The following is a 25120-nucleotide window of genomic DNA, read 5'->3' as shown; positions in this document are numbered from 1 at the left end:
GGCAAGAAAACTAGTGAATTGCCCGATTTCCGCCGCAAAGGCTTTACTTAACGAGTTTTTAACCGAACAAAGACTATATGCAATCAGCAGAGAAGGGAGCCATTTTAATCGTCGACGACGAAGAGGGAATCAGAGCGGTCCTCCAAGCCATCCTTGGCACCATCGACTTCAAAACCTTCGAAGCCGCAGACGCTCGCAGCGCCGTCCAGATACTCTCCACCCACAAAGACAGCATCGTTGGCTGCATGCTAGACATGAATCTCGAAGATTCCTTCGGCGAAGACCTCTACGACAAGCTGCGGGCCATCTCTCCCGACCTCTCCGTTTTTGCCATGAGCGGCATCTTCGGGGAGGAAATAAAAGAACGGCTCGGCAGCCGCGAAGTCGCCGGCCTCATCCCTAAACCCTTCTCCGCTGGCGAGCTCATCGCCACAGTCCAAGCAGGACTCGAAAAACAATCCTAAGGTTTTCGATCCCCTAGGCGATAGTATTGAGCCTACGACCTACAGACCCACCCCTTAGCGGATCGTTTTCATGCAAAGCGGCCCCATGCGACTCGAGAAAGAAAAGATCCTCAGCCCGACGCTGCGCCTCCTCTTCCTCTTCCGCACGCTCTTCCCTTTCCCGCTGTTCACGCAGTACCGGATAGTGCCGTTCTAAAATGTTTCTTGGATAGAGCTGTTCCATGCTCGTTGTGATTTAATCAGAATCCTTTCTGGTCAGGGAAACTCAGAGATCCCCACAACGTCTATCGCCGTCTACGACATTATCTTAAATGGATTCTTCCGAATTCTCGCTTTTTTAACAAGCCCCCCTCCAAAGGATTACCTCCAGCCAAGGTCTTAGCCCTATCTCCATCTGGGAAAACCGACTCCCACCGCGCCGCGTATCCACCCTCCGAGCGCCGTTTCTAATAGCCCCCAAAAGAAATCCAAACTTTAAGCCCCTAACAAGTTGCTATCAGAGGCGTGCTCGCCACACTAGTTGTTGTGGCACCGATAGACCTGACAGACGAGAAACAGGAAGCCCTGCGCGGCTTGCTCGACGACCCCAGCCCTCTCGTCCAAAAGGCCATCGTACAAGAGCTCTCCAGAATCGGGCCGGCCGCGACCGCATTTCTAGAAGAAATCGTCAACGGAACCAACCGCATGCTAGCCATCCACGCCAAACGCGTCCTGCGAGCCGTGGAAAATGCCAACCCTAGCGAAGAGTTTCGAAAATTTATCCGCTCCCAAAACTACGAGCTGGAAACCGGAGCCATCATGCTCTGCCGAGTCGCCTACCCAGAGGCCAGAGCGGGCGACATCTGCACCGCCCTCGACGCCATCGCCGAACGCTGCCGCGAACTCATCGCCAAACCGATATCCCCCCGCGAACGCTGCGTGATCATAAATCGCGTGCTCTTCCACGAGCTCGGCTTCCGCGGAAACGTCGAGGACTACGAGCAACCGGACAACAGCTTCCTCAACCGCCTGCTCGAAACCAAAAAAGGAATCCCCATCTCCCTTTCCATTCTCTACCTCCTCGTGGCCCAACGCCTCGGAGCGGAGCTAGACCCCATCGCTTACCCTGGGCATTTTCTTGTAGGTTCCTTCGAAGAAGACCTCCCATTCTACATCGACCCGTTCAAACGCGGACGCTTCATCGCCCCGGGCCAGCTTCTCGACTACTCCAGCGGCTACCTCTCCATTTCCCAACTGGGCAACCTCGCCCCCGCCCCTGTCCGCGAAGTGCTCTCCCGATGCTGTAGAAACTTAGCCAACCACTACTCAGCGGTCGGCGAAGAAAGCATGTCACGACTCTTCTCCAGCTTTATCAAAGAGTTCCAGGACGCTCACATCAAGCAGCCCAGCGGCGAAACCAAGTAGCAGTTTTTTCTCGCTAGAGCTAGCTCGTCCGCAACGATGAGCCCGATGCTCAGCTACTCCGCCGACCACACCTACACACTAGAAGACCTGCACGATTGGCAGTTTCAAGGCACCAGCCTCGCCGTACTTGGACAACCAGTACGCCACTCAATCAGCCCACAGATGCACAACGCAGCTCTCGCAGAGCTCGCCGCCAAGCATCCCCAGCTAAGCGCCTGGAAATACTTCCGCTTCGAGATCGCCCCCGAACAACTACTCGAAAGCCTCCCCCTCTTTCACGCCAAAGGATTCCAAGGCCTGAACCTAACCGTCCCGCATAAGGAAATCGCCTTTCCCGCCGTGTCACAGATCGACCCCGAGGCCCAACCTATCGGAGCCGTTAACACACTTCGCCGACTAGACGACGGCTGGGCTGGCTACAACACTGACGGCTACGGCCTCGCCCAAGGGATCGAACGAGAACTGCAACGAGAAATACAAAACTCGGACTTAGTGCTCCTCGGAGCCGGCGGCGCCGCCAGAGCCGCCGCCATCCAAGCCCTCCAGTCCCGCTGCCAATCCCTGACCATCGTCAACCGCAATCAAGAGCGACTCGGAAAACTCGTCTCAGAGCTCCAACCCATCGCCGCCGCAGCAAACATCCCCCTGCACCCGCTCAGCCCACAAGACATCGACACGCTTCCAGCAGGCTGCCTACTCGTCAACGCGACCTCCCTCGGTCTCAAGCAAGACGACCCAACGCCGATACCAGAGGACAAACTCCCTCTCAACGCTTGCTGCTACGACATGATCTACAACCCGCCCACCACCCGCTTGATGAACCTCGTTTCGCAAAATGGCGGCATCGTCGCAAACGGCCTCTCCATGCTCGTCCACCAAGGAGCCAAATCCCTTTCCATCTGGACCGAGACCGACGCCCCAGCCGAAACCATGCAAAAGGCCGCTGAACAAGCCATGGCCTAAGCCGTCCCCAAAATGGATACCCTTCAATTCATCGAACAAGAATTCCCGTGGTTCCTCCCCACGTTCGCGTTTGCCATGGGTGCCATCGTCGGCAGTTTCCTCAACGTATGCATCTATCGAATACCCGCCGGTAAATCGGTTGTCACCCCAGGCTCCACCTGCGCCTGCGGTCAACCAATCAAGTGGTTCGACAATCTCCCCATCCTTAGCTGGTTCATTCTCCGTGGCAAAGCACGATGCTGTGGCAGCAGCTACAGTTTCCGCTACCCATTTATCGAAGCTCTCACTGGCCTGCTCTTCACCGGAGCATGGATCGCGCATGATCCCCTCAAAGCGCTTTGCATCATGCTTTTCGCTGCCATGCTCGTCTGCGCGACATTCATCGACTTCGATCACATGGAAATCCCAGACCGCTTCTCAATCGGTCTCGCCATCATAGGATTCGCGGTGTCCGTATTGATTCCTGAACTACACGGATTCGCACGGAGCGACTTCGCTCAATCAAGTATCAACGCCGCACTCCAATCCATCCTCGGACTCCTGATCGGCTCTGGCACCATCCTTTGGATAGCCCTCATCGCCGAAACCGTCCTGAAAAAGGAAGCCATGGGATTTGGCGACGTGAAACTGCTTGGCGGCATCGGAGCCTTCCTCGGCTGGCAAGGAGCCATATTCTCAATTTTTGGCGGAGCGACCCTCGGCTGCATCGGTCTCGTCATCTGGACCATCATTAAAAAAGCGCGGCCACAGGAAACACCTCAGGACGAAGAAGCCATGATGGGCCGCCAAATCCCCTTTGGCCCCATGCTCGCAGGCGGGGCGCTCCTCTACACCCTAGTATTGGAAGAGCAAGTACTCGCCTATTTCCGGAACTTCGAGATCCTCTTCGGATAGTTCCAATACCACACTCAAAAAGTAAACACGTGCCCACGAAATGGGCACAAAAAAACCCGCAGCATTAAGCCGCGGGTTAAAGAAATTCTTTTTCCGAAGAATTAAAGAACGTCCTTCAAACCAGCGCCAGCCTTGAACTTAACGTTCTTGCTAGCCTTGATCTTGAGAGGCTCCTTAGTGAGCGGGTTGATACCAGTGCGAGCGTTGCGCTTGCCAACTGAGAACGTACCGAAACCAACGAGCTGGATCGCAACTGCGTCCTTTGCATCCTTGTCGCGGAGCTTAACTTCCTTACCAGCCTTCTTAACAGCGGTCTTGATAGAAGACAAAACAGCAGCGAGAGCCTTTTCAGCTTCAGCTTTGGAGGAGTCTCCGAGGTTCTTTTGGATTTCGGCAATTAGTTCAGATTTATTCATATTCGGGTATTTTATACTTTGTTAGGGTAGATCTGTGAGAGAGATTCGAACGATTACTGAATCGCCCAAACTAGAACGGTCAAAACAAAACAGACGGCAAAACACAATAAATAGCCCTTTTTCCCCCTATTTATCGGGCCTTTCGTAGCTTTCGCCTGATCTTCCCGCCTTCACGAGCTCCAGCAAGCCAGCTAAAGCCTCGACCTTGGAGACTCCCTTTTCCTCTGAAATCTGCTCCGATCGCTTGAGCAACTGGGCCGCCATCACCTTCGCCTGAACCTCATCCGCCCCGAAATTGACGAGCAGAGCTGTCACTTGATCAAGTTCACTCATGACCGGTTTCCTCCGTGTCGACGCGGCGCACAAGCGTCTCCCCTACATAAAGATCCCCCTCAACAAACGAGAGATTCAGCACGCCCAAGCCGACGCCACCAGTCTTCGGATACACCACTTCTCGAAGCGAACCCTGCCGTTTTCCACCAGCATCCACCAAGTCGAGCGGAAACTCTCGCGTAACCGTTTCATCAATACTCAAGACAGCCAGAGCTTTCCGCACACGACCCATCGCATGCAATCGAGCCATGACCTCCTGCCCGAGATAGCACCCTTTACTAAAGGAAACCGCATCCACTTCCAATCCCAACTCCTGAGGCAGATCCCGTTCCCCAAACGAAATTCCGATCCGTGGTACCTTCGACCGGATCGCCATCTCCGCCATCTCATCGTCAACCAACTCAACAGCCCCACCCGATCGAACGCCCTCCAAAATTCCTTCGAACTTGGACTTCGATTCTGTCGCGATCGCCAAAATCTCCAAACACGGTTCATCTGACCGACGTCCCCAAAAAGCAATCACGCCGTCCTCCTCGCAGAATTTCCCCGTCTCAGGAATCGCGACTTCTAAATCCTCCTCTATCGCCGAAATCTCTCCGAACACCCCCACACCCGAACTCAAGCTCGAACAACCCTCCAACTCCACTTCCTCCATTATTAGATAAGCGTCCAATCTCTCGAAAACCGCCCCCTCCGCGCAATGATAGCTCACCAGCAAAAACTCCTCATCCCCCCGGCGCAGAACAAAACTGTCCGCCACGATCTTTCCCTTTCGATCCAGCCAGAGTCCGTAGACCACATCACCCGCCGCCATTTTCGACAGGTCGTTGGAAAACTGCCCTTGAAGAAACTCCGCCGCATCAGGACCGCTCGCCCGCAAGACGCATCCAGGTTGATAGCTATAAAAACGCCGTGTTCGCATGCTAGTTACAGGCCCGCCAAAAACCGGTCCATCAAGCCAAATAGTAATTGACAGGAAAAAAAATACGCACATCAACACGCCGCATCAACAAACACTTTCTCGCCTAGCGAGAATTTGGGGTAACTAAGAAAACGAGATGGCGGATCGCTTAGGGGTAGGCGGTCCGCCTTTTTCTAACCCCAATTAGTGAAGTTTTTGCCACCGATTAGGGGAATTCGCATTTGTAATTTATCCGCCTCTCTACCAATAAGGCCCACCGTGAAGAAAACCTCCGACATCAACGTCATCAGCACCGCTGCGCTCCCTACCCCCGATCAGCTCATCTCAGAGTACCCGAAATCGGAAGCCCAAGCTGAGTTTATCACCAGGTCCCGCGATGAAATCCACGAGATCATCTTCGGCGGAGACAAACGCCTCCTCGTCGTCATCGGCCCCTGCTCGATCCACGACACCGAGGCTGGCCTCGAGTATGCCAAGCGCCTCGCTGCCCTCAGCGAAAAGGTCAAGGACCGCATCTGCCTCGTCATGCGCGTCTACTTCGAGAAGCCACGTACTTCACTCGGTTGGAAAGGCCTCATCATGGATCCCGACCTCGACGGCTCCGAAAACCTCAACAAAGGCCTCGGCGTCGCCCGCGAATTTCTCCGTCAGGTCATCGACCTCGGCCTACCCACTTCCACCGAGCTGCTCGACCCGATCACGCCACAATATATAGCGGACCTCGTCTCCTGGTCCGCCATCGGTGCTCGCACCACCGAGTCCCAAACCCACCGCCAAATGGCCTCCGGCCTCTCCATGCCAGTCGGATTCAAAAACGGCATGGACGGCACCGTCGGCGTAGCGGTCAACGCCATCAAGGCAGCCAGCGGCACCCAGACTTTCCTCGGCATCAACCGCGACGGGCAAGCATCCGCCGTCACCACAAGCGGCAACCCAAACTGCCACGTCGTCCTCCGCGGCGGCTCCGGCGGCCCGAACTACGACGCTGACTCCGTCGCCAAGTGCGAAGCGGATCTCACCAAGGCAGGCCTCGTTCCAGCTATCATGGTCGACTGCAGCCACGGCAACTCCAACAAGGACCACAACCGCCAGCCGATCGTCTGGGACGAGATCATGGACCAGATCGCAGCCGGCAACGACTCCATCATCGGTGTCATGGTCGAGAGTAACCTCGGAGCAGGAAACCAGAAATTCCCCGCTCCCAAGGAAGACCTCAAGTACGGCGTCTCCATCACCGACGCCTGTATCGACTGGGAAACCACCGAAGCCAGCGTCCTCTCCGCCTACGAGAAACTCGCCGCCCGCTTCGCCAACGCCTAGGTAGGGCTCGACGGCCCGGCGAGCCGCAGTGCAGGTTCACCCATTCCCAGCACCAATAACCCAGCGCCCATCACCTCGCCCCAGCTTAACACCCACTTAAGCAAATCTAATTCACTCAAACAGGCCGTGCTATTTATTAGCACGGCTTGTTCTTTTGATTCGCTTTCATAACGACAGCACATAGCTTCGAGGGGCTATGAAAAACCCAGTACACGTGGCTGTAACCGGCGCTGCCGGACAAATCGGATACTCGCTCCTCGTACGCATCGCGTCAGGACAACTGCTCGGACCGGACCAACCGGTTATTCTCCGTCTGATCGAGATCGAGCCAGCAATGAAGGCGCTTGAAGGCGTCGTAATGGAACTCCAAGACTGCGCTTTCCCACTCCTCAAGGGCATCGTCCCAACCTGCGACCTCAACGAAGGTTTCGACAGCGCAAGCTGGGCACTCCTCGTCGGTTCCGTACCTCGCAAGGCAGGCATGGAGCGCAAGGACCTCCTCGGCATCAACGGCAAGATCTTCACCTCTCAAGGCAAGGCGATCCAAGAGAACGCTGCATCGGACATCCGCACTCTCGTAGTCGGCAACCCATGTAACACAAACTGTCTCATCGCTATGAACAACGCTCCAGACGTACCGAAGGATCGTTGGTTCGCGATGACCAAGCTCGATGAAAACCGCGCCAAGACTCAGCTCGCTCTCAAGGCAGGCGTAGACGTTACCGACGTGAAGAACCTCGCCATCTGGGGTAACCACTCTTCCACAATGTATCCAAACTACTTCGACGCGACAATCGGTGGCAAGGCAGCTACGGATGTCATCACCGAAGAAGCATGGTACAAGGACGAATTCATCCCAACCGTACAGCAACGCGGCGCGGCCATCATCAAGGCTCGCGGACTCTCCTCCGCCGCTTCCGCTGCCAACGCTGCGATCGACACGGTTGCCAACATCATCAAACCAACCGCAGCTGACGACGTCTTCTCAGTGGGCATCTGCTCACAAGGCGAATACGGCATCGAGCCAGGCCTCATCTACTCTTACCCAATCAAGAGCGACGGCGAAAAGCTCTCCGTTGTCGAAGGCCTCGATATCAACGAGTTCAGCCAACAGAAGATCAAGGAAACAGAAGCCGAGCTCTCCGAAGAGAAGACAATGGTTTCCGACCTCCTCTAATCGTCACCAAAAACCAATTACCACAAAGCCAGTCGCCTCGCGACTGGCTTTTTTCATGGTAGGGCTCGACGGCCCGGCGAGCCGCAATGCCATAGCTCACAACCCCAACCAGGTAGCGGCCGCTGTCCCAGCGGCCACCAACACCCTCCTCACACCTCAATCAAATACGGCAATCCACTCTCAGCCCGATCCACCAACACCCGCTTCCTCAAAAGACCTTCCAAACGAGTCAGCTCCGCCTCCGATATCGTTGGGATCTCCCCAATCTCTTTCCGAGAAATAACACTCCCCTCCTGCGAATCGCGGGCAAAGACGCTCTCCAGCACCCCCTCATCGCTGATCACTATCCCGCAGTGCTCAAACAGTCGTTCAACCACGACCCTCGGATCCTCTTTTATCTGGTCGAAACTGGCCGCCACCCACTCACCTCCAGCGTCACAGCTTTTCAGATACGCCTCCGAGCTCCCCACCCAAGACAAAAGCCAACTCTGGATTAACGGCAGCGAACGCCCTTCCGTGACGTATTCAGAAAACACGGGATGGATCGTCTTGAAGACATCCTCGACCATAGCCTTCACCTCTTCATCGCCCTCGGTCTCGTGATCGATAAAGGCACGATACACAGACCCCAGCCACGAGCGCCAATCCCGGTACAAAAACAGCATCTTAGATTTCGGAAACGCCTTAAAGTAATCCCCCGCCATTTCCGTGCATTGACTCCGAAACTTTATCGACCAATGCGACACCGCTCGCACATCCAACTCAGGCCTCAGTGTCCAGCGAACACAGTCCGCCGTTAAAGCCGTCAGCTCGTCGCCCCCAATCTTTCCCCGCCCCCGCAAACTGAGCAACTGCATGAAAACATCCGGTTCCGAATAGCTCTCCACAGAATCAACAGCCGCAAACGCTTTGCTAATCAAAGTCGATCCGCATCGGCCCACGGAATGTACGAAACTAACTCGCTCTTCCTCGATCTCGATCCGCTTCGCCAACTCCCTGAATGAATCAATCGGCAGAAAATACAAATGCGTCGCCGACCGATACTGAGCTACAAAATAGAAAGGTTCTTCCCTCGGGTTTATCCGTTTCTCCGAGCCCACAAACACCGCGTGCTCAATGTCATCATCGAAGCAATACAAGGTAACCGTTGGATCCAGCAGCAAAGACTCAGCATCGACCTCCTCTGCAGACTCGCTCCATTCGAAGTTAGCCAATTCCGTCAAATGGAGCTCATTCTCCTTCAACCGATCTCGAACCTCGAACCGCAACGCTTTCATAACAAGACAACCCAGCACCCGTCACCCAGAACCCCAAACTCATTACCTATTCATCCTTTTCCTTCACAACCACCGGAATCGGCTGCGAATCACGAATATGCAAATCGCGCTGCGGGAATGGGATCTCGATATTGTGCTCCTGAAACGCATCCCACAGGGCCAATAACAAATCGCTCCGGATATTACCCAAGCCATCCGCCGGATCCTTCAGCCAAACACGCAGCTCGAAATCCACGCTATTGTCGCCAAAGCCAATCATCCGCGTAGCCGCCGCTGGATCCTTGAGCACGCGCGGATGCGCAGCGCCCGCTTCATTAGCGATTTTCATCACCTGGCGTACATCCGAATTATAAGAAACGCCAAACGGAATCTTTACCCGAACATTGTCGCTGCTGAACGACCAATTAACCACCTTCTCGGTAATCATCATCTCGTTCGGAATCAAATGCTCCGTACCATCACGCGTAATCACCGACGTGTAGCGAGCGCCCAGCGTATTGATCCAGCCATACGTGTTATCCACCTCGATCACATCGCCAGGTTTGATCGACTTGTCTCCCAGCAAGATCACACCGCTGATCAAATTCGAAATCACCTTCTGGAACCCAAAGCCAAGCCCCAAACCGATCGCCCCGCCAAGCACCGCAAAAGAGGAAAGATCAATTCCCACCGCACTGATCGAGAACAACACCGCCCCCGTTACGACTAGCACCTTGATCAGTTTAACTGAGAGCACCTGCAAAGCCGGCGAGACATTCGCCATACGAGTCACCTTCTTCTCCGAGGACTTCATCAGCCACCCGGCCACCGGGATCAGTATCAGGATTGCCACGACACCTTTCACCAGGGTCAATGCCGTCACTCGCGTCTCCGTCGAGCCCGAGACCGGCAACAGCTTAATCCCATTCAGGCCCTCACTAATTGCGTTCCAAATCCCCAACAAATTAAGCGTCAACCCAGCCGCTAAAACGAAGAACAAGATCTTATAGTAAGCCTGCTTCTTCAATCGAGTCGGCAAAGCTCCAGACAACAACCAAAGCGTCGCGATACTCGCAAACGCACGAATCAGAATGTAGTTCTTTACGGATACACGTTTTTCCGGAGCAACCGAAGTCCCTTGAGACAACTCCACGCCTGATTCACCAACCGCAACCTCGCCCGATGTCACTGCGGACGGCGGCGTGATGACCGTGGCCTGTTCCAAATTATACGCGTCATACCAAAGCGAAGCCGCCCAAAGCGTTCCCGCCAGCAAGAGACGAAACAAATTGTCCGCCAGCCAATCGACGGTCTCCTCCACCCAGTCATCCCGCTCCTCGATCGCCTCCGTCACCCGCTTGCACATCGGCTTCATTGCAGCCGAAATGATCCAGGACAAAACAAGCGCTCCTACGATCACCGATGATTGAATCACTAGGTCCTCGCCCACGAAAACTTGGGCGAAACGCTCCCACCACGGCACGATTGTCTCTTCGATGAACCCCGAAAACGAAAATTCGGCCAACAAAACAGAGGAGGATAAGGCACTCATTGGTAAAAACTGTGTCTACTAGCTTGCGCGCTATCAACTTGATTTGTGCGCAAAGACGGCGCATAAGCCTCATCCTGTTCTTTGACTCCAAGTCAAACCGCCGCAAATGCGGCACCAACAATTTCCGAAGTTCCGAACCAACTTCGCCCAATTTCCAAGGCCTACAGTCTAAACACCTACAGACTAAAAGCCTCGCCAGCTCCGCTGGCGCACGGGGGTGTTCCGGATTCGACCTCAAGTTGGAACGTCTGGCTGCATGTAGAGGATGATGGTTGGCCTCTTAAATCGTCCATCAAAAACACAAATGGCACACACGAAGAAATGCCTCTAGCTGCATAGATCAGCTACGTCTCCCCACCGATACTCGCTAGGTGGTGCGAGGCGACGACTAGCGAGCATAGCTGGGAACGGATGTCTGTTGCGTCCTAGCCGTACTTCATCAGCGGGCTGGCCTCAAAGGTAGCGCGGTTTCGTCGCGACCCAGAGGTGAGATCAAAAACGAGAACAAACATGTAGACGCTTTTCGAGAAGGCTCGAGGGACGCGGGTTCGACTCCCGCCACCTCCACCACATTTCAGCTCAGCTGAAAAGTGCCCGCCGTAGCTTTAGCAAAGGAGGGCCTGGCACTGTCCGCCGAAGCTCAAAGAGCGAAGGAGGACTTAAGCGAACACCAAAGGTTAAGATTTTCGTCATATTCTTCACCACAAGGGAATAGCTGTTTCGCCAAGGCTTCGGCGAAGGCGGACACACCAGTCCGATCTCCCCGCAAATGGAAGAACACGATTGCGACTCGTCAACGAGTAGAGATAGGGTCAAACATGTTCTACGTTTACCAACTCCAATCCTTTGAACACCCAACTCAACGATACACAGGTTACACCGAAGATGTGCAAGCTCGCCTCGTAGCCCACAATAACGGCCAGTCCCCGAACACCGCCAAACACAAGCCCTGGCAACTTGTAAACTACTTCGCCTTTTCCGACGAGAACACAGCTAGAGACTTTGAAGACTACCTGAAAAGCGGATCTGGCAGAGCATTCGCAAACAAAAGGCTCTGGCCACCCCTCGACAAATCCAGTCCCTTCAACACGAAGGACAAACCCACGCCCCTAGCTCCGGAAGAAGAGTCGAAGGATACAGCCCCCTTCTTAAAACCAGCATCCGTTTCACCCTCAACACTCGACTGGATCACCATGTGGATGGACTCCAGCAATGACCTAGAACGCGCCTTTCTCGACGCGGAAACAGGTGAAATCTACATCGGGACAGATGAAGTCAAAAACGCATGCGGGAAAACAGTCGCCCCAGATGAAGACGATCGTTTCATTTACTTGCAGCCTGTGGATTCAAGTGATGGATACATGATCAGGAAAGACTTCGCGCAATCCGCAGATATCTCCGAGCCTACACGCGAGAGATTTCTGCGAGCACTAAACGGTCCCAAACCATTCCGACGCTTCATGGACGTTATCCTGTCAGACGACCGAGCCTCACGAGCCTTCGAAGATTTTAAGACAGAAGAGATCATCAAGATCCTCGCCCAAAGCCTAGAGAACCAAGGCTACAAGCTTCAAACGCTCCATCGAGATTGAGACAAGCTCGCTGAAGTTTAGCACTTCCAATACCCGTCGTTCTCGTTTGGATTTTCGAACTTGGGGCGTTCGACTCCGAATTGATCGAGGACGTCGAGACAGGTCGCGGCGAAAGTTCCAGCTGGTGCAAGCTCGCCATACTGATTTCTGTTTCAGCAGGCAGTTCTCACCCGATTGTGACTCCCGCTAGTACGTCGCAAAGGCTTGATACCCGATCGGGTATGAAAAGCTCACAATCAGCACGGATTTCCAGCAGTAAGGACATCGGCGTCGTTCTCGCCCGGGCTCGCAAGGAGAGTGGCCACTTCCAAATAGCAACATGTCGATCCAATCGACATGAAAACAAGACGTGTCGATTTTTTCCGTTTTTTCCGTCATAAGAAGACCGACAGGCCTTCAGTCTCCTTCCCACACTTGCCCAAGATTCAGCGTGTAAATGCAAGCGTATCCCGTTTTCAAATGCACTTGAATATGCTGGGGGTGCGTTTCACCGGGATACAATATTTCTCCGCGATTCAGTCCGCCAACTTCCAGGACGGATTTCGACTTCCACCTAATTCCTCCATCAATTCCGTCAGACGATTATCCAATCGCTTCACGGTTGGATACACTTCCGGCAGCTGTTGCCGGGTGTATTTCAAGAAGCCACCATACCCCCAGCCATAATCCACTTCGCCTAACAAGTTGTTCCGCTGGTTCGGATCCTTCTGCATGTCGTACAACTCAAAGAGATCCCAGACTCCGTGATAGGTCATGTAGCTGTAGTCCTTGGTTCGGAGTCCAAAGATTGTCGGTGTCTGCACCGCGTTAGGGTCGATAAAATACTCGTACACGAAATCCTGACGCCAGCCGTCGGACTCTCCTTCGATTAGCGGCAAGAACGACTCTCCGTGCATTGATTCCGGTGTCCCGATTCCGGCGATGTCTAAGATCGTAGGCCCCAAATCAACATTGAGAACGAACTCTGAGTTAACCGATGCTTCCTTAATTTTACTCGGCCAGTGAATGAAAGCAGGCACTCGAATACTCTCTTCGTACATAACCCGCTTGTCGATCAGCCCGTGTTCACCAATCAAGTAGCCGTTGTCACTGAAATAGATAATCACCGTATTATCTAGTTCACCCAACCGCTCCAAAGTATCCGCGATCCGCCCTACGCTTTCATCAACACCGAGCATGCATTCGCTGTACAGTTGGAAAAATCGATCAAAACTTCCGTAGTCGAGTATCCCGTAATCCCTCTCGGCTCCGTGCCAGCTAACGCGTTGCTTCTTCAACCAGTCCGGCTTTCCAGCATAGTTCGCTTCGCTATTCCCGAAGGATTCAGGAAGCGGGATTTCAAGGTCGGAATAACGCCCAGCATGTCTTCGAGCTGGCGTAAAATCTTCGTGTATCGACTTGTGAGAAAGGTAAAGAAAGTAGGGTTTATCGGACTGAGTTTGCTCCTCAATAAATTCTACCGCGAGGTCCGTCAACACGTCCGGAGTGTAACCTTTCTTCTGATACACCTCCCCATCAATATTCATTTCAGGATCATTGTACGGGCCCTGTCCCCTGAACGAAGCCCAGTAATCGAATCCAGGACGTGGCATGTCATTACTACCGCCCATGTGCCATTTACCCACAAACCCGGTATGATAGCCTCCTTTTTGCAGTTCTTTGGGAAACGTATCCAAATTCTCAGGAACTGGCGTATCATTATCAATGACACCGTGCGTATGAGCATATACTCCGGTTACGATGGAAGCTCGACTGGGAGAGCAAAGCGAAGTTGTAACAAAGGCTTGATCGAAATACATGCCATGAGATGCGAGCTCATCGATACGCGGAGTCTCGATCCAAGGATGGTCCAAAAAACTGAGAAAATCGTAACGCTGATCGTCAATTAAGATAAATACGATGTTAGGTCTTTCGGATTTCGCCCAGATTCGCGCTTCCTCACCAAAGCTCAGTACCAGTAGCAAAATGAGAGCACGTACGTTAAACCCAGCTAATTTTCGTTTAATCTTCATCATGTAGGACCCGAAGCTACCTTATCGGATGCCGACTTTTCGAACAGAAATTGATGAACGTTCAGATGGGCGTGCTTAACCTCGGATAAAGCTCACAAGATACTGCAGGTTCGGTGCATCGCTTCGCTCTAGTGTCGCCGCGAGCTCCTCAGCCACGACCTTCGGAACCACCTCATTGATCAACGTTCAGTTTACCGACTTGGACGTCGAGGGAATTATTGAAGATCATTCAGACCTAGTTGAAAATAGTTGGTCAAAACATGAAGGGACGCGCCTTAGTTGCAGTTGATATAAATCGAGTCGAAATCGCAGACATCGGTATCCAGGAACCCGGAGAAAAAGAAGCTCTCGTTCGTACGACTTACTCGACCATCAGCCCTGGCACCGAGTTGCGCGTTCTCAACGGAAGCCAACCAGGCCTCCCCGCTCACCCTGTAGTTCTTGGATATTCCGCAGCTGGAGTCGTCGAAAGAGCAGGACCAAACTCCAGTTGGAAGAAAGGAGATAGGGTTCAATTCTGCGGGACACAAAAAACCGACGCGAACAGCATGTGGGGAGGACACGCAGAGTTCGCGACCGTGGACGACGGGGACTTGACGAAAGTTCCGGACACAGTCGACCTCAGGCAAGCTTCCGCGACTAAACTGATCGCAATTGCACTGCATGGCTTCAAATTGAACCGTCCCACTTCCGGTGAAAACATTGTCGTTATTGGGCTTGGCCCAATAGGAATGCTATCGGCTTTGATCCACAAGACGTCTCCTGCTAACATTCTGGCCCTCGACCTGTCGCCCTCCCGAGTCGAACTCGCACGAAGTCTTGGCATCAACGCGATCTGCGTGAAAGGGACCTCCCTAGAGTCCGCTTTGCTCGAAACGTATCCAAACGGGGCAGACAGCATCGTCGACTCGACCGGCTCAGCCGCAGTCTTTCCAGAAGCGATCAAACTCGGAAGAGTCCCTGATTGGGGGGCCGATACCGCTGGTTCCCGCTTCGTCATACAAGGCTCACCCATGTCACTACAATTTCCCTACGTGGACGCCTTCGAGCGCGAGACTACATTCCTCCTGCCTCGAGATAACTCCAAGTCCGACCTCGCCGACTCTCTTGATCTTTTGGGCTCCGGCCAATTGTCCGTAGATAAGCTCATCGGATCCCCCTACGACCCCGAAGAGGCCCAAAGCGTTTACGACCGGTTGATCTCTAGAGATGAAAGTCTGATTACAGGCACTTTCAAGTGGAGCTAAATTCACGAATTCCAAATCGGTGACCACCCAATTTGCTAGCTGGGAATCCATCATCTGGAATGGAGAGAAAGCCTACCAATCTGCCGTTGGAGGAAGCCTAGCAATCGTTAGCCCCACGAGAGGAAGACTCGTACACTTCGGGTCCTACGGGACAGGTCGCAATCTCCTCTACAGTCCCACTGGTCTAAACAAGGACTTCGGCGGACATCGCTTCTGGCTTGGCCCCCAGCGGATTTGGAACTGGCCCCCACCGATCGACTGGGAACGCTCCCAAGCAAACTGTCATCTTTCTGGAGAAGCGCTAACACTCGAACTGCCACACACCGCCCCACAATTCCCTCGGATTACGAGGCGCTACTTCTGGTCTGGTTCGAAACTCGCCTGCTCATGCGAATGGCAGCCAAGCGCCACAGATCATTACGCGATGCATGTACTCGCGGTCCCTCGTGCCGAACGAATAAAACTTCGTATCCAGAAATCGGACTCTACTCCTCACGGCTACCTAACGATCGGACTCGAAACGAATCATCCGACATCGAGCCCTGCCATTAGAACCAACGATCAAAACGCCATAATCGATCCTTCAAAAGTCAGTAGCGACGGAGTTAAACTGGGATTCCCCGTTCAAACGATTTGCTTCGAATCCGAGCGAGGCACTCTTTCCATGGAGCACGGTATCTATTCCGGATTAAACTCCGCGGAGATAGACTCTGCTTACAGAAGTCAGATCTGGTGCTCCAACGATAGCGAGTTCACCGAGCTAGAGCAAATTTCCCCTGTTCTCGAAGCGACGTCTGGCGAGAAGGTTTCACACACGATCTACCTGTCTGCCACAGCCTAGGAGGCTGTTAGCAAAACACACTCAACGGACCTGTATACCAGGTTCCCCCAGACGCCATCGAATAAAAGACGGTTTCTGCAGGGTTCCGCTAAGCGCTCCCCTGAAAACCCAGAGGTTCCCGGCCTTCTCGACTTCTGATGAATCTGCGAGCCCCCAGTTCAAAAGATCCTCTGACGACTCGAATGATACAACCCCCTCGCCCACACTACCCTCTACTGCGGCAGAGAAATACCAGTTGCCTCCCTCCTTCTGAGCATCGAACAGATCGAATGCGGCCGAAAAGCTATTTGGGTCGGTCCCTAAATAGAACTCCATGATATTGGATACAGAGTCCTTGTCCGGGTCTGCGTCATCAGCGGCGTCTCCTTGGTTTTCTTCTGTGCCAAAGTTCTGAATTCTCCAGGCAACCAGCTCGGTCTTAACTTTCGCTGAGAAGTCAGAAACGAGCTCAATACTTGTGACTTCCTCTGATCGGTTACCCGCATGATCGATGGCTTCAATCTCCACGGTATAACCGGCCCCCGCAGTCAATTGGTCAAAGCTCACACGCGTGCCCTCAATTTGATCAAAAAGCTCTCCATCGAGGTATACGTTGTATCCAATAACCCTGACATCATCATTCGTCTCTGCCCAGCTCAGCACCGCTGATTCGGAACTCAGCTCATTCGCTGTTACTTCGCTTGGTGAACTCGGAGCTGACGCATCACGTTCCTCGTTCGATCCACAAAGAAAACCATAGACCACAGCAGAGATCACAGTGTTTTGGTGTACTGTGAATTCGTTAGTCAGAGGCGAAGTCCATTGCTCGAACCAACGCTCATGCCCCGGCCAAACTCCAATATCGTCAGGGTAAATGTATTTGTTTGCCCATACATGCTGCCAGGGCCCCGTCTCAGATTCTCCAAGCACCAGGCTTTGTTGCCATGGCCCGTAGGGTACAATCCCAGGTACCATCTCATCTCGACCATTGTACCAGCTATCCATGTGAAAGAGACGTTCCGGTCGACGTTCACCGAGCCCCGTCACCCAAGTCATGTTAAGCGGGTTCGTACCGAGAAAGTAATCAGCGGTCGTTCTCGCATTGTTCAAATACACCTCGGCCCGCTCTGGATCGATCTGCTTGGCGATCGGGTAAGCAAGGATCACTTCCGGAATCTTTGGGGTCGTCGGTTGGCCTACGTTCATCGGTTGATCGATGTTCCCCCCCCAACGGCACGCACGCTGATCGATATGCGTTACTAGGACTCGATCCGCGGTGGCAAGCATCGCTTGTTGCATGCGATCTTTCAACGTAGCGTTAATACTCTCAACATTCTCGATACCAGCGAACAAAGCGGTTCCCCAACGGGCTTCACCCTGCACGAAGCTGGTCGCCTGAATGCTTGAAGCATCCGCTTCAAACTGAGTTTGATACACTTCAACACCCGTTAAACGATACAAAGCCGCAGCCGCATAAAGACGATATTCCCAAAGAAACGAGCCACTAAAGCGAATCTGATCATCCCCATCCAGAGTATTTTGAATCGCCCAATCATACGCGGTCTTCGCCTCCTCTTCCCAATCAATCCCCTCCGGATCGTTGTATCCAAATTCACCTAAAATGTAAGCATAGTGAGCGGCGATGGCGGCGTACTTGAAAGATGTCATCGGATCCTCGCCAGAAACGATGTAGGTGCGATCGACATCTGTCCATGACGCCTTCGTGGTCCCATCTTCGGCTTCATCTCCTCCGAACCAGTCACCCGCAACGCGACCGCCGCCTACACCACCAGTCCCATACCCCGCATCCTTCATCGCCATCCGCGTACGATAGTAGAAACGCAACAACCAGCGGGCTTCCCCCAATATATCCGGTATCCCATCTCCACTTTCAGGAATATTGAGTTCTCCATCTTTGAAGTTATCCGGGGCCGCTTCGAACGCGAACATCAGCAAACTTGGAATCTTCATATGCGTGACGTAACCATCCCAGTCTCCAGCATCCTGATACCATCCCCAAGTGTTTATCGGCCCCTCAATTCCATTCTCGATAGCAGGCTTATCTTCCTCTGAATGGTTATCGTTTACCCAATCCAACATCCGGGAACTGGTATACTTGATGACTCCATCGAAACCGGGCGTGAGGTTAGGATTATGCGGTGCTGGACGAGTAAAAACAGTATAGGGCTTTTCAAGAGCGATACCGCTTCGGTTATGGTAAAGGCCGCGTACCGTTGTCCTGAAAGCCTCCCTGTAAATGTCGGGATGAATTTCGAAGTCGAATGAGCAACCTATCCCCTCTACCGCGAGACGGAACTTGCCAGTACCCGTAAACCCGGAGAAATCACACTCATAGACATCCGCTCCGAGAAAGTTCTGGTTTGGAGTTTCGTCAGTTGCAGGCTGGCGGGTTTCCGCATTCATCGAATCCTTACGGAATGTCAGCTCTCCGGAAAACACACTCTCATTCGTCTCTCGATCAATCAGGTGAAACGCGTTCCCGGCGTAGTCTGCCAACTCAAGTTTTCCGCTATCCCCTAGCCAAGCGTATACGTATCCAAATTTCTTAGTCGCCTCCGGAACATACCCTAGCAGATTGACGTGAACTGCTTCCGATCGAGAGCTTTTGACATCATAAACAAATTCGACCGCTTGACCTCCCGATAAGCTGCCGAGCTCTAAACGATAACTCGCGCCATCTACCAACGGGTCAGGAAGGAAAAGGTAGAGCCAATGCTCCAATGCTGCATCTGGGCCCGAGTTCACGCATCCCTGACCGCTAACCCACGATTCACAAATCCAAGAAAAATCAGTGGCCTTGCTTTTTCGACCGACCGATGACGGAGCTTTGCCTCCTTGATAATTCGCATCGCTCTCACTGGACAGCGAATAGGAACTCACCTGACTCGCCAATTCCACATCGAGCGGGTCTACGATCACTGTATCCGCTCTACGAGACTCGCCAAGCTGATGCCGCTCAACGAATCCGTCGTCGAAATGGACCAGTAGGATTGAATCCGTCAACGGGCTTACCTCAACCAGCTCGGAAGCGAGTCCGACTGTCAGGAAAAAGGGCAAAAGACAGAACCGTCTAAAAATCATGTTTGGGAAAGTCGTTAAAGTGTTTGGGGCTCAACCAACGATGCACTCTACGCTTATGAAAGGGTCAACGTACAGAAACTGCGCGTTGATTCCTAAGGGCGGAAGAAAGAACATGGAACAAGATGAAAATCGACCAAATCGCAGCCATAACCTACACAATTCGCGACTTCATTCAGAGCGAAAAGAACTTTCAAGACAGCTGTCAGAAGCTCGCCCAAATCGGCTACCAAGCCGTCGAACTGGCAGCCCTCCCCCAGGGGATGATAAGCGCAAAAGAGACCCTGCAGATCTGCAACGATAACGGTTTGCGCATCACTTCTACCCACGAAGATCTCGGCAAAACACTGGACGAACCAGAAACCCTAGTCGACCACATCAAGGACCTGGGCTGCGAGTACATTATCTACTCATACCCGCACGATACGGACTTCAACGACCCTGCGAGCGTAGATCGCCTCATCGACCGCCTCAACCGAGCAGGAGCGGTTTACAAAGAGGCCGGACTCAACCTACTCTATCACAACCATGCCCTCGAGTTTCTAAAGCGGGACGGAAAGATCGTCCTGGATACCATCCTCGAGCGGACAGATCCGGATCTAGTGAAAGCAGAACTCGACACATTTTGGATCCAACGTGGAGGATGCGATCCAGTAACCTGGTGCCAAAAGGTCTCCGGACGCCTTCCCATCCTTCACATAAAAGACATGACCGTCTACGAAGGCAACGAATCCACAATGGGTGAAATCGGATCGGGAAATCTAGACTTCAAACGCATCATCTCCGCTGCCGAAGCTAGCGGATGCGAAACCTTCGTTGTCGAACAAGACGAGTGCCCGGGCAATCCTTTCGACTCTCTCAAGAAGAGCTTCGATTACATCAAAGGTAATCTAGTCGACTAGGTTACGAATTCGTTTCCGATTTTCAACTACACCCGATCACACGGATCCCGCACGTTCGTTTCTCTCGTGCAGTTGGGTCTGTATCTCCGATATCCGCTTCTCGGTAAGCGGGTATCTCCAGAGTAAGGCGATGCAGATCAACAGCAACGCAACCGGACCAAAGGAGTAAAGGAACAGAAGTTTCTGGTACGTCCCTTCCGGTTGATCGCCGCCAAGGGCAGCATCAAACCTCGTGTAATTCAGAACCAGCCCGGTACACAACCCCGCCGCTGAACCGGCTAGCTTCATGAAGAAACCTGAAGTCGCTGAAAAGAGCCCCTCTCTGCGGACACCATTTTTCAGATCGTCCACGTCGATTACGTCATTGAAGAGAGAACCCAAGAGCACGAACAAAGCTGCAATCCCGATTGAATAGAAGGGTTGGGCGAGATAGAGCAGCCAAGGATAATCGGGCTGGTAAAACCAATAGTTCGAAGCGGATCCAAACGCCATGCAGGTGATGCAAATCTTGAGTGCGATGTGCTTTTCATAGCGGCGTGATAACATCGATGCGAACGGTATCGCCAAAAAGCCAAAGACCGCTCCGAGAGTGCCTGCCCCACCGTGGAACGCCGATCCTTTCAGCAGATCGCCATCAAAGAGATAGTATATCGTCAGGTAACTCCCATAGGCCTGAAAGACACCGAGCAGAAAGAGCAAGGTCATGTAGATCATGGTGACCTTTGCAAAGTGTATGTTCGTAATGGTACTCCAAATACCGACAAAGAATTTGCCGATTGGTGAAAGCACGTCGGCGACAAAGCCCCTATCATCGGATCGTTCAAGCGGCAACAGTTCCGTGCGCTCATGGCAGAACTTGAAACAAGCCACGCTTACCAAAACCATGATCGTCGCAAACAGGAATGAAAGAGACCGCATTCCAGTCAAACCGTCGCCAAACAGGGGCAACATAGCGATCGGCATCCACCAAGGATTCGCAAGCCCCAGGACTTTTTGACAATACGCACGGTAGACTTGAACACGTGTACGCCCGTGGTAGCTAGGCGACATCTCGAAGGTCAACGCCCCATAAGAAACGTTCTGCACCGTAGTTGCTATCGCCAACATGACAATCGCGACTCCCATGTAATTGGCGATCGTTTGATGGTCCCAATTCCGGTCAAACTGCCACATTGCCACCATTACAACCGCGGTCAAAATCCCGCCTACGAGAATGTAGGGACGGCGGCGGCCCCAGCGTGTCCTCGTGCTATCTGTCACATGCCCCATCAGTGGATCCGTAATCGCGTCCACAAACGAACGGACCGTTAGTAGTCCCCCCACCAATACGGGGTTGATGTGCAAAACCATGTTAAGGATCTGCAGCAGCAACGTGTTCATCGTCACGTTCTGCAAATCAAAGACAGACTGAGCCGACCCAAAGGCTACGAGTTCGCCCGGTTTCGGCTCTTTGGAAATGTTTCTTTTGGAAGAACTCTGGGGGTTCCCAGCAGCGGGGTCTGCTTCGGTCTTCAGGGTACTCATGCTTCAGAGATGGCAACAGCCATGGCACAGCTCAACATTGCACCACTCAACATCAAGTTGGGCTCCTGCAGAGCTGGAGATCGAAGCTTCATGGAAAGCGTCAGTAAAGGTAGAGCCCGCTGTCCCCAGCGGGCAAAATGGGTCCAGAGCGAATCTGTGTCCGTTGGGGGGCAACAACCGTTACCTAGATGAGCTGGATACTTAAAACCCGACCGGGTTGGGCACATAGTTTCCCCGGCACCGTTTTAGGTGCTCCAGAGCATGAACCTGTCCTGTCATTTCCAAGTCGCCCACATAGATGGGATCATGCCAGCCCTCGATATCGATAGTACCCTTGTAGCCGCCACGTCTTAGCTCGCTTATGATATCCGTCCAGTTGCTATCTCCCAAACCGGGATGGCGATGCTCGAAGTGGGGTTTCGGACCATGCACTCCAAACTCCCGGATCACTTCATGGTAGAGGCTCGCATCCTTGCCATGCACGTGGAACACCTTGCTCACATACTTTCTCAATTGCGCGATCGGATCGATTAGCTGCCCCATCTGATGACACGGCTCCCACTCCAGCCCTATGTTCTCGGCCGGAAGCGCATCAAACATCATGTCCCAGGCAGCAGGATTGAACGCGATGTTCCAATCACCACTTTCCCAAGTTCCAGCCATCGGGCAATTTTCAAAGGCGATGCGGATCCCCTTGTCTTTCGCTCGCTCCGATAGCTCTCCAAAAACCTCTACATAACGATCGATGGAATCCGGTACTGGCTTTTCTCTGACCCGCCCCGCGAAGCCGCAAACGAGATCTGCTCCAAAGTCCCCCGCAGCATCGATACACTTGCGCCAACTTTCTCTCGTTTGCTCATCGATTTCCGTATCCCCAAGCGGATTTCCAAAGACTCCGAGTGAGGAGACGATCACATCATGTCCATCTATCACTTCCTTCGTTTCGGCCGCCAAACGCTCAAGATCGGTATCACCTGTGGTCTGCCAAAAGTTGATCTGAAAGGACTCAAACCCATGCGGTAAAATTTGGGAAATGTACTCTGGGGTTCGTTGACCTTGTCCGACCAGCGTACCGATTCGAATATCGTATTCTTTATTCAATGACATAATCGTTTCTCCAACTAAAGATTCACCGTCTTATCTTCCTTATCTGATTCGAAACAGGCATCCAACACTGCTTGGACCTCTGCCCCACGGGCAAAATCCGCCTGATCTTGAACTCCCGACTCTACCGCCGTGATGAAGCGCTCGAAATTCGTCGGAGTCTCTCCGCAATCTACGGTCTCCCATGGCATCGACTTGCGTCCGAGGATACGGCTTATCTTCAACTGCGAATAAGAAGTATCTAAATCGATCTCTACCGAGGCCTTGTCGCCGTAAAGGTTCAAGCGAAGCGAGTTTTGATGGGGCTGAGCCCAACGAGTCGTGTGGATCGTCCCGATAGCTCCGTTCGCAAACTCTGCGGTAACAATGGCAGAGTCATTCGCATCCAGCTCAAAGCCTCCCATCGTATTATTCTCTCCCTTATCGAAGGTCTTGAGCTTACAATTAACAGATTTGTAGGCGCCCATCGGCATCCCAGCAAAGTCCAGAATATGCACTCCAATATCCCCTAGAACTCCCATGCTGCCCGCCTTGGTCGAAAGCCTCCAGAGCCAATGCGGACTCGTCTCCCAAAAGCCCCAGTCATCTTGGGCAAGCCAGCCTTGCAAATAGTAAGCGTGCAGGTGCCGGATCTCACCCAGCTCGCCCGCAGCAACCAGTTTCGCCACGTATTGAATCGCGGAGCTGTTCCGGTAGGAGAAGTTGACCATGTTTATGACGCCCGCCTTCTTCGCCGCTTCCGACATTTCAAGCGCATCCGCTGCGTTTAGGGCCAACGGCTTTTCACAGAGAACATGCTTTCCCGCGGCGATCGCTTTCATCGTAAGCGGATGGTGATACGCGTCTGGCGTAACAATGCTCACCGCATCGCACTCAACCTCCGCCAAAAGCTTATCGGTATCAGTATAAAGAGTCTTGATTCCGTGCTTCTTTCCGAAATCCGATACACGTTCCTCATCGATATCGCAGGCAGCGACCACTTCACACTTATCAATTTTCAAGAATGACTCGACCTGATGGTTCGCCATTCCTCCAGTGCCAATTACTGCAAGCTTTACCATAGTCCAAGTAGACTCACCGTTCAGGCATCCACTTTCAACTTCCATTGATTCCAGATAGCCGACAAGATTAGCACATTTCCGACTCCCCAATGACAAGCCCCTTTCAACAACGCAACTTGAGCCATCGGCAAATCGTTTCTGATTACCTGGATGGACTGTTGGCGGAGAAAAACACCCTGCACCTGCCGCCTGTCTCTCAATTGAGAAAACGGGTCAGGTGTATGCACTTTCACCCTACGCCAGAAGTGTTCCTCCAGCAATCCGGCACTAACAAATTCCGATGCCCAGATTCCGCCTTCGATCTTCAGGCAGGCGAGGCTGCCATCATCCATGCGGGCCTACCGCACGGAGAATCTGGATACGCTGACTCAAACGGTCCGTTTCACAATATTGTCATCTGCTTTGGTCAGAGTCATCTTAACGTCCTCGAATCCGAATGCCGGGATGGCGATTCCCCCGAGGTTCGCTCGGGTGACACCTATCAAACCGCTTCTGCTGAACTGGCACTCGGCTACATCAACCAAATTACCCACCAAACAAGCCATCCTAATCGTAACTCGCACTTGCATATAAACGGTCTGCTTCGCGCGTTCTTCGCCCTCCTTCTCGAGATTCTGGAAAACGCCGAGACCTACCACAAACCCTACGATCTTCGCGTCATCCGAGCCCAAGACCTTATCAGCAGCGAAATCAGCAATCCAAAGCTCTCCGTCAGGTTCCTGTCCGATCGGCTCAACTGCAGTCCTGACCACTTCACCCGCTTGTTCCGTCAATACGCCGACACCACTCCCAATCATTATATTCGGAAGCAACGTATTCAGTACGCGATTACACTCTTACAAGATCCGTCACTCAATCTTTCTCAAATCGCTTGGTCAACCGGCTTCACCAGCCTCAATTACTTCTCCCGCGCCTTTAAGGATGAGATGGGTTATTCCGCTTCAGAATACCGCAAAAGTCGAAGAGGTTCCCAGCTCACCTGAGAGACTCTCCAATAAAGTGCGAAATCCGAAACAGAAAATAAGTGGGAGCGTGCTTGTCACGCGATTCGACAGGGG

21 protein-coding genes and 1 other RNA gene are annotated in these 25120 nt (G+C 52.9%); 12 read left to right on the top strand and 10 right to left on the bottom strand.

From position 1 onward, the window contains the following. The first annotated feature begins 77 nt into the window (after positions 1–77). From JIN87_RS08445 to JIN87_RS08430, 4 genes are all read left to right on the top strand, one after another. Entirely contained in the window at positions 78–464 is a 387-nt protein-coding gene (locus JIN87_RS08445; RefSeq protein WP_200355110.1) for a response regulator, read from the top strand. Between the two features lie 504 nt (positions 465–968). Further along, a complete protein-coding gene (locus tag JIN87_RS08440; RefSeq protein ID WP_200355109.1) occupies positions 969–1868 on the top strand; it encodes a transglutaminase family protein in 900 nt (299 codons plus the stop codon). Positions 1869–1904: 36 nt separating this feature from the next. Beyond that, positions 1905–2831: a shikimate dehydrogenase gene (gene aroE, locus JIN87_RS08435; protein ID WP_200355108.1), complete on the top strand. Its 927-nt coding sequence runs from the start codon at positions 1905–1907 to the stop codon at positions 2829–2831. Positions 2832–2843: 12 nt separating this feature from the next. Then, entirely contained in the window at positions 2844–3725 is an 882-nt protein-coding gene (locus tag JIN87_RS08430; RefSeq protein ID WP_200355107.1) for a prepilin peptidase, read from the top strand. 101 nt (positions 3726–3826) lie between these two features. On the opposite strand, the gene JIN87_RS08425 is transcribed toward JIN87_RS08430, so the two are convergent. From JIN87_RS08425 to ygfZ, 3 genes are all read right to left on the bottom strand, one after another. Next, positions 3827–4141, bottom strand: a complete 315-nt coding sequence (locus JIN87_RS08425) for an HU family DNA-binding protein (RefSeq protein WP_200355106.1) — start codon at positions 4139–4141, stop codon at positions 3827–3829. Between the two features lie 126 nt (positions 4142–4267). Continuing rightward, positions 4268–4474 (bottom strand): hypothetical protein, encoded by a 207-nt coding sequence (locus tag JIN87_RS08420; protein WP_200355105.1) that lies wholly within the window; start codon positions 4472–4474, stop codon positions 4268–4270. Beyond that, the gene (gene ygfZ, locus JIN87_RS08415; protein WP_200355104.1) at positions 4467–5396 is read right to left on the bottom strand and encodes a CAF17-like 4Fe-4S cluster assembly/insertion protein YgfZ; all 930 of its coding nucleotides are present in this window, start codon (positions 5394–5396) and stop codon (positions 4467–4469) included. The genes JIN87_RS08420 and ygfZ overlap by 8 nt, the downstream gene beginning before the upstream one ends. Before the next feature lie 258 nt (positions 5397–5654). Here ygfZ and JIN87_RS08410 point away from each other — a divergent pair, with 258 nt between their 5' ends. Then, complete coding sequence (locus tag JIN87_RS08410; RefSeq protein WP_200355103.1) at positions 5655–6716, top strand: 3-deoxy-7-phosphoheptulonate synthase; 1062 nt, start codon at positions 5655–5657, stop codon at positions 6714–6716. A 196-nt stretch (positions 6717–6912) separates the two neighbouring features. Beyond that, complete coding sequence (locus tag JIN87_RS08405) at positions 6913–7893, top strand: malate dehydrogenase (RefSeq protein ID WP_200355102.1); 981 nt, start codon at positions 6913–6915, stop codon at positions 7891–7893. 149 nt (positions 7894–8042) lie between these two features. On the opposite strand, the gene JIN87_RS08400 is transcribed toward JIN87_RS08405, so the two are convergent. Both JIN87_RS08400 and JIN87_RS08395 read right to left on the bottom strand, forming a co-directional pair. Further along, on the bottom strand, positions 8043–9170 hold the full coding sequence (locus tag JIN87_RS08400; RefSeq protein ID WP_200355101.1) for a hypothetical protein: 1128 nt from the start codon (positions 9168–9170) through the stop codon (positions 8043–8045). A gap of 46 nt (positions 9171–9216) precedes the next feature. Then, positions 9217–10701, bottom strand: coding sequence for a mechanosensitive ion channel family protein (locus JIN87_RS08395; RefSeq protein ID WP_200355100.1), 1485 nt, complete (start codon positions 10699–10701; stop codon positions 9217–9219). 213 nt (positions 10702–10914) lie between these two features. Between JIN87_RS08395 and ssrA the strand changes: the two genes are divergently transcribed. Then, positions 10915–11271, top strand: a transfer-messenger RNA (tmRNA) gene (gene ssrA, locus JIN87_RS08390). Positions 11272–11519: 248 nt separating this feature from the next. Beyond that, entirely contained in the window at positions 11520–12293 is a 774-nt protein-coding gene (locus JIN87_RS08385; protein WP_200355099.1) for a GIY-YIG nuclease family protein, read from the top strand. Between the two features lie 515 nt (positions 12294–12808). On the opposite strand, the gene JIN87_RS08380 is transcribed toward JIN87_RS08385, so the two are convergent. Further along, positions 12809–14308 carry a sulfatase family protein gene (locus JIN87_RS08380; RefSeq protein ID WP_200355098.1) on the bottom strand — a complete coding sequence of 500 codons (1500 nt, stop codon included), beginning with the start codon at positions 14306–14308 and terminating at the stop codon, positions 12809–12811. A 257-nt stretch (positions 14309–14565) separates the two neighbouring features. On the opposite strand from JIN87_RS08380, the gene JIN87_RS08375 reads away from it, so the two are divergent. Then, the gene (locus JIN87_RS08375; RefSeq protein WP_200355097.1) at positions 14566–15552 is read left to right on the top strand and encodes a zinc-dependent alcohol dehydrogenase; all 987 of its coding nucleotides are present in this window, start codon (positions 14566–14568) and stop codon (positions 15550–15552) included. A 19-nt stretch (positions 15553–15571) separates the two neighbouring features. After that, positions 15572–16393: a hypothetical protein gene (locus JIN87_RS08370; protein WP_200355096.1), complete on the top strand. Its 822-nt coding sequence runs from the start codon at positions 15572–15574 to the stop codon at positions 16391–16393. A gap of 21 nt (positions 16394–16414) precedes the next feature. On the opposite strand, the gene JIN87_RS08365 is transcribed toward JIN87_RS08370, so the two are convergent. Next, entirely contained in the window at positions 16415–19474 is a 3060-nt protein-coding gene (locus JIN87_RS08365) for a glycoside hydrolase family 9 protein (RefSeq protein ID WP_200355095.1), read from the bottom strand. A gap of 122 nt (positions 19475–19596) precedes the next feature. Between JIN87_RS08365 and JIN87_RS08360 the strand changes: the two genes are divergently transcribed. Beyond that, positions 19597–20373 (top strand): sugar phosphate isomerase/epimerase family protein, encoded by a 777-nt coding sequence (locus JIN87_RS08360; protein ID WP_200355094.1) that lies wholly within the window; start codon positions 19597–19599, stop codon positions 20371–20373. 36 nt (positions 20374–20409) lie between these two features. Here JIN87_RS08360 and JIN87_RS08355 read toward each other — a convergent pair whose 3' ends face one another. The 3 genes from JIN87_RS08355 to JIN87_RS08345 form a co-directional block, all read right to left on the bottom strand. Continuing rightward, positions 20410–21897: an MFS transporter gene (locus JIN87_RS08355; protein ID WP_200355093.1), complete on the bottom strand. Its 1488-nt coding sequence runs from the start codon at positions 21895–21897 to the stop codon at positions 20410–20412. A 201-nt stretch (positions 21898–22098) separates the two neighbouring features. Next, on the bottom strand, positions 22099–23004 hold the full coding sequence (locus tag JIN87_RS08350; RefSeq protein ID WP_200355092.1) for a sugar phosphate isomerase/epimerase family protein: 906 nt from the start codon (positions 23002–23004) through the stop codon (positions 22099–22101). Positions 23005–23018: 14 nt separating this feature from the next. After that, complete coding sequence (locus JIN87_RS08345; protein ID WP_200355091.1) at positions 23019–24062, bottom strand: Gfo/Idh/MocA family protein; 1044 nt, start codon at positions 24060–24062, stop codon at positions 23019–23021. A gap of 89 nt (positions 24063–24151) precedes the next feature. On the opposite strand from JIN87_RS08345, the gene JIN87_RS08340 reads away from it, so the two are divergent. Next, positions 24152–25045, top strand: a complete 894-nt coding sequence (locus tag JIN87_RS08340; RefSeq protein WP_200355090.1) for an AraC family transcriptional regulator — start codon at positions 24152–24154, stop codon at positions 25043–25045. Positions 25046–25120: the final 75 nt, after the last annotated feature.

Source organism: Pelagicoccus mobilis (assembly GCF_016595505.1).
Classification (GTDB): domain Bacteria; phylum Verrucomicrobiota; class Verrucomicrobiia; order Opitutales; family Opitutaceae; genus Pelagicoccus; species Pelagicoccus mobilis.
The sequence above is the reverse complement of the archived record's forward strand: the minus strand, read 5'-3'. Positions and strand labels throughout refer to the sequence as shown.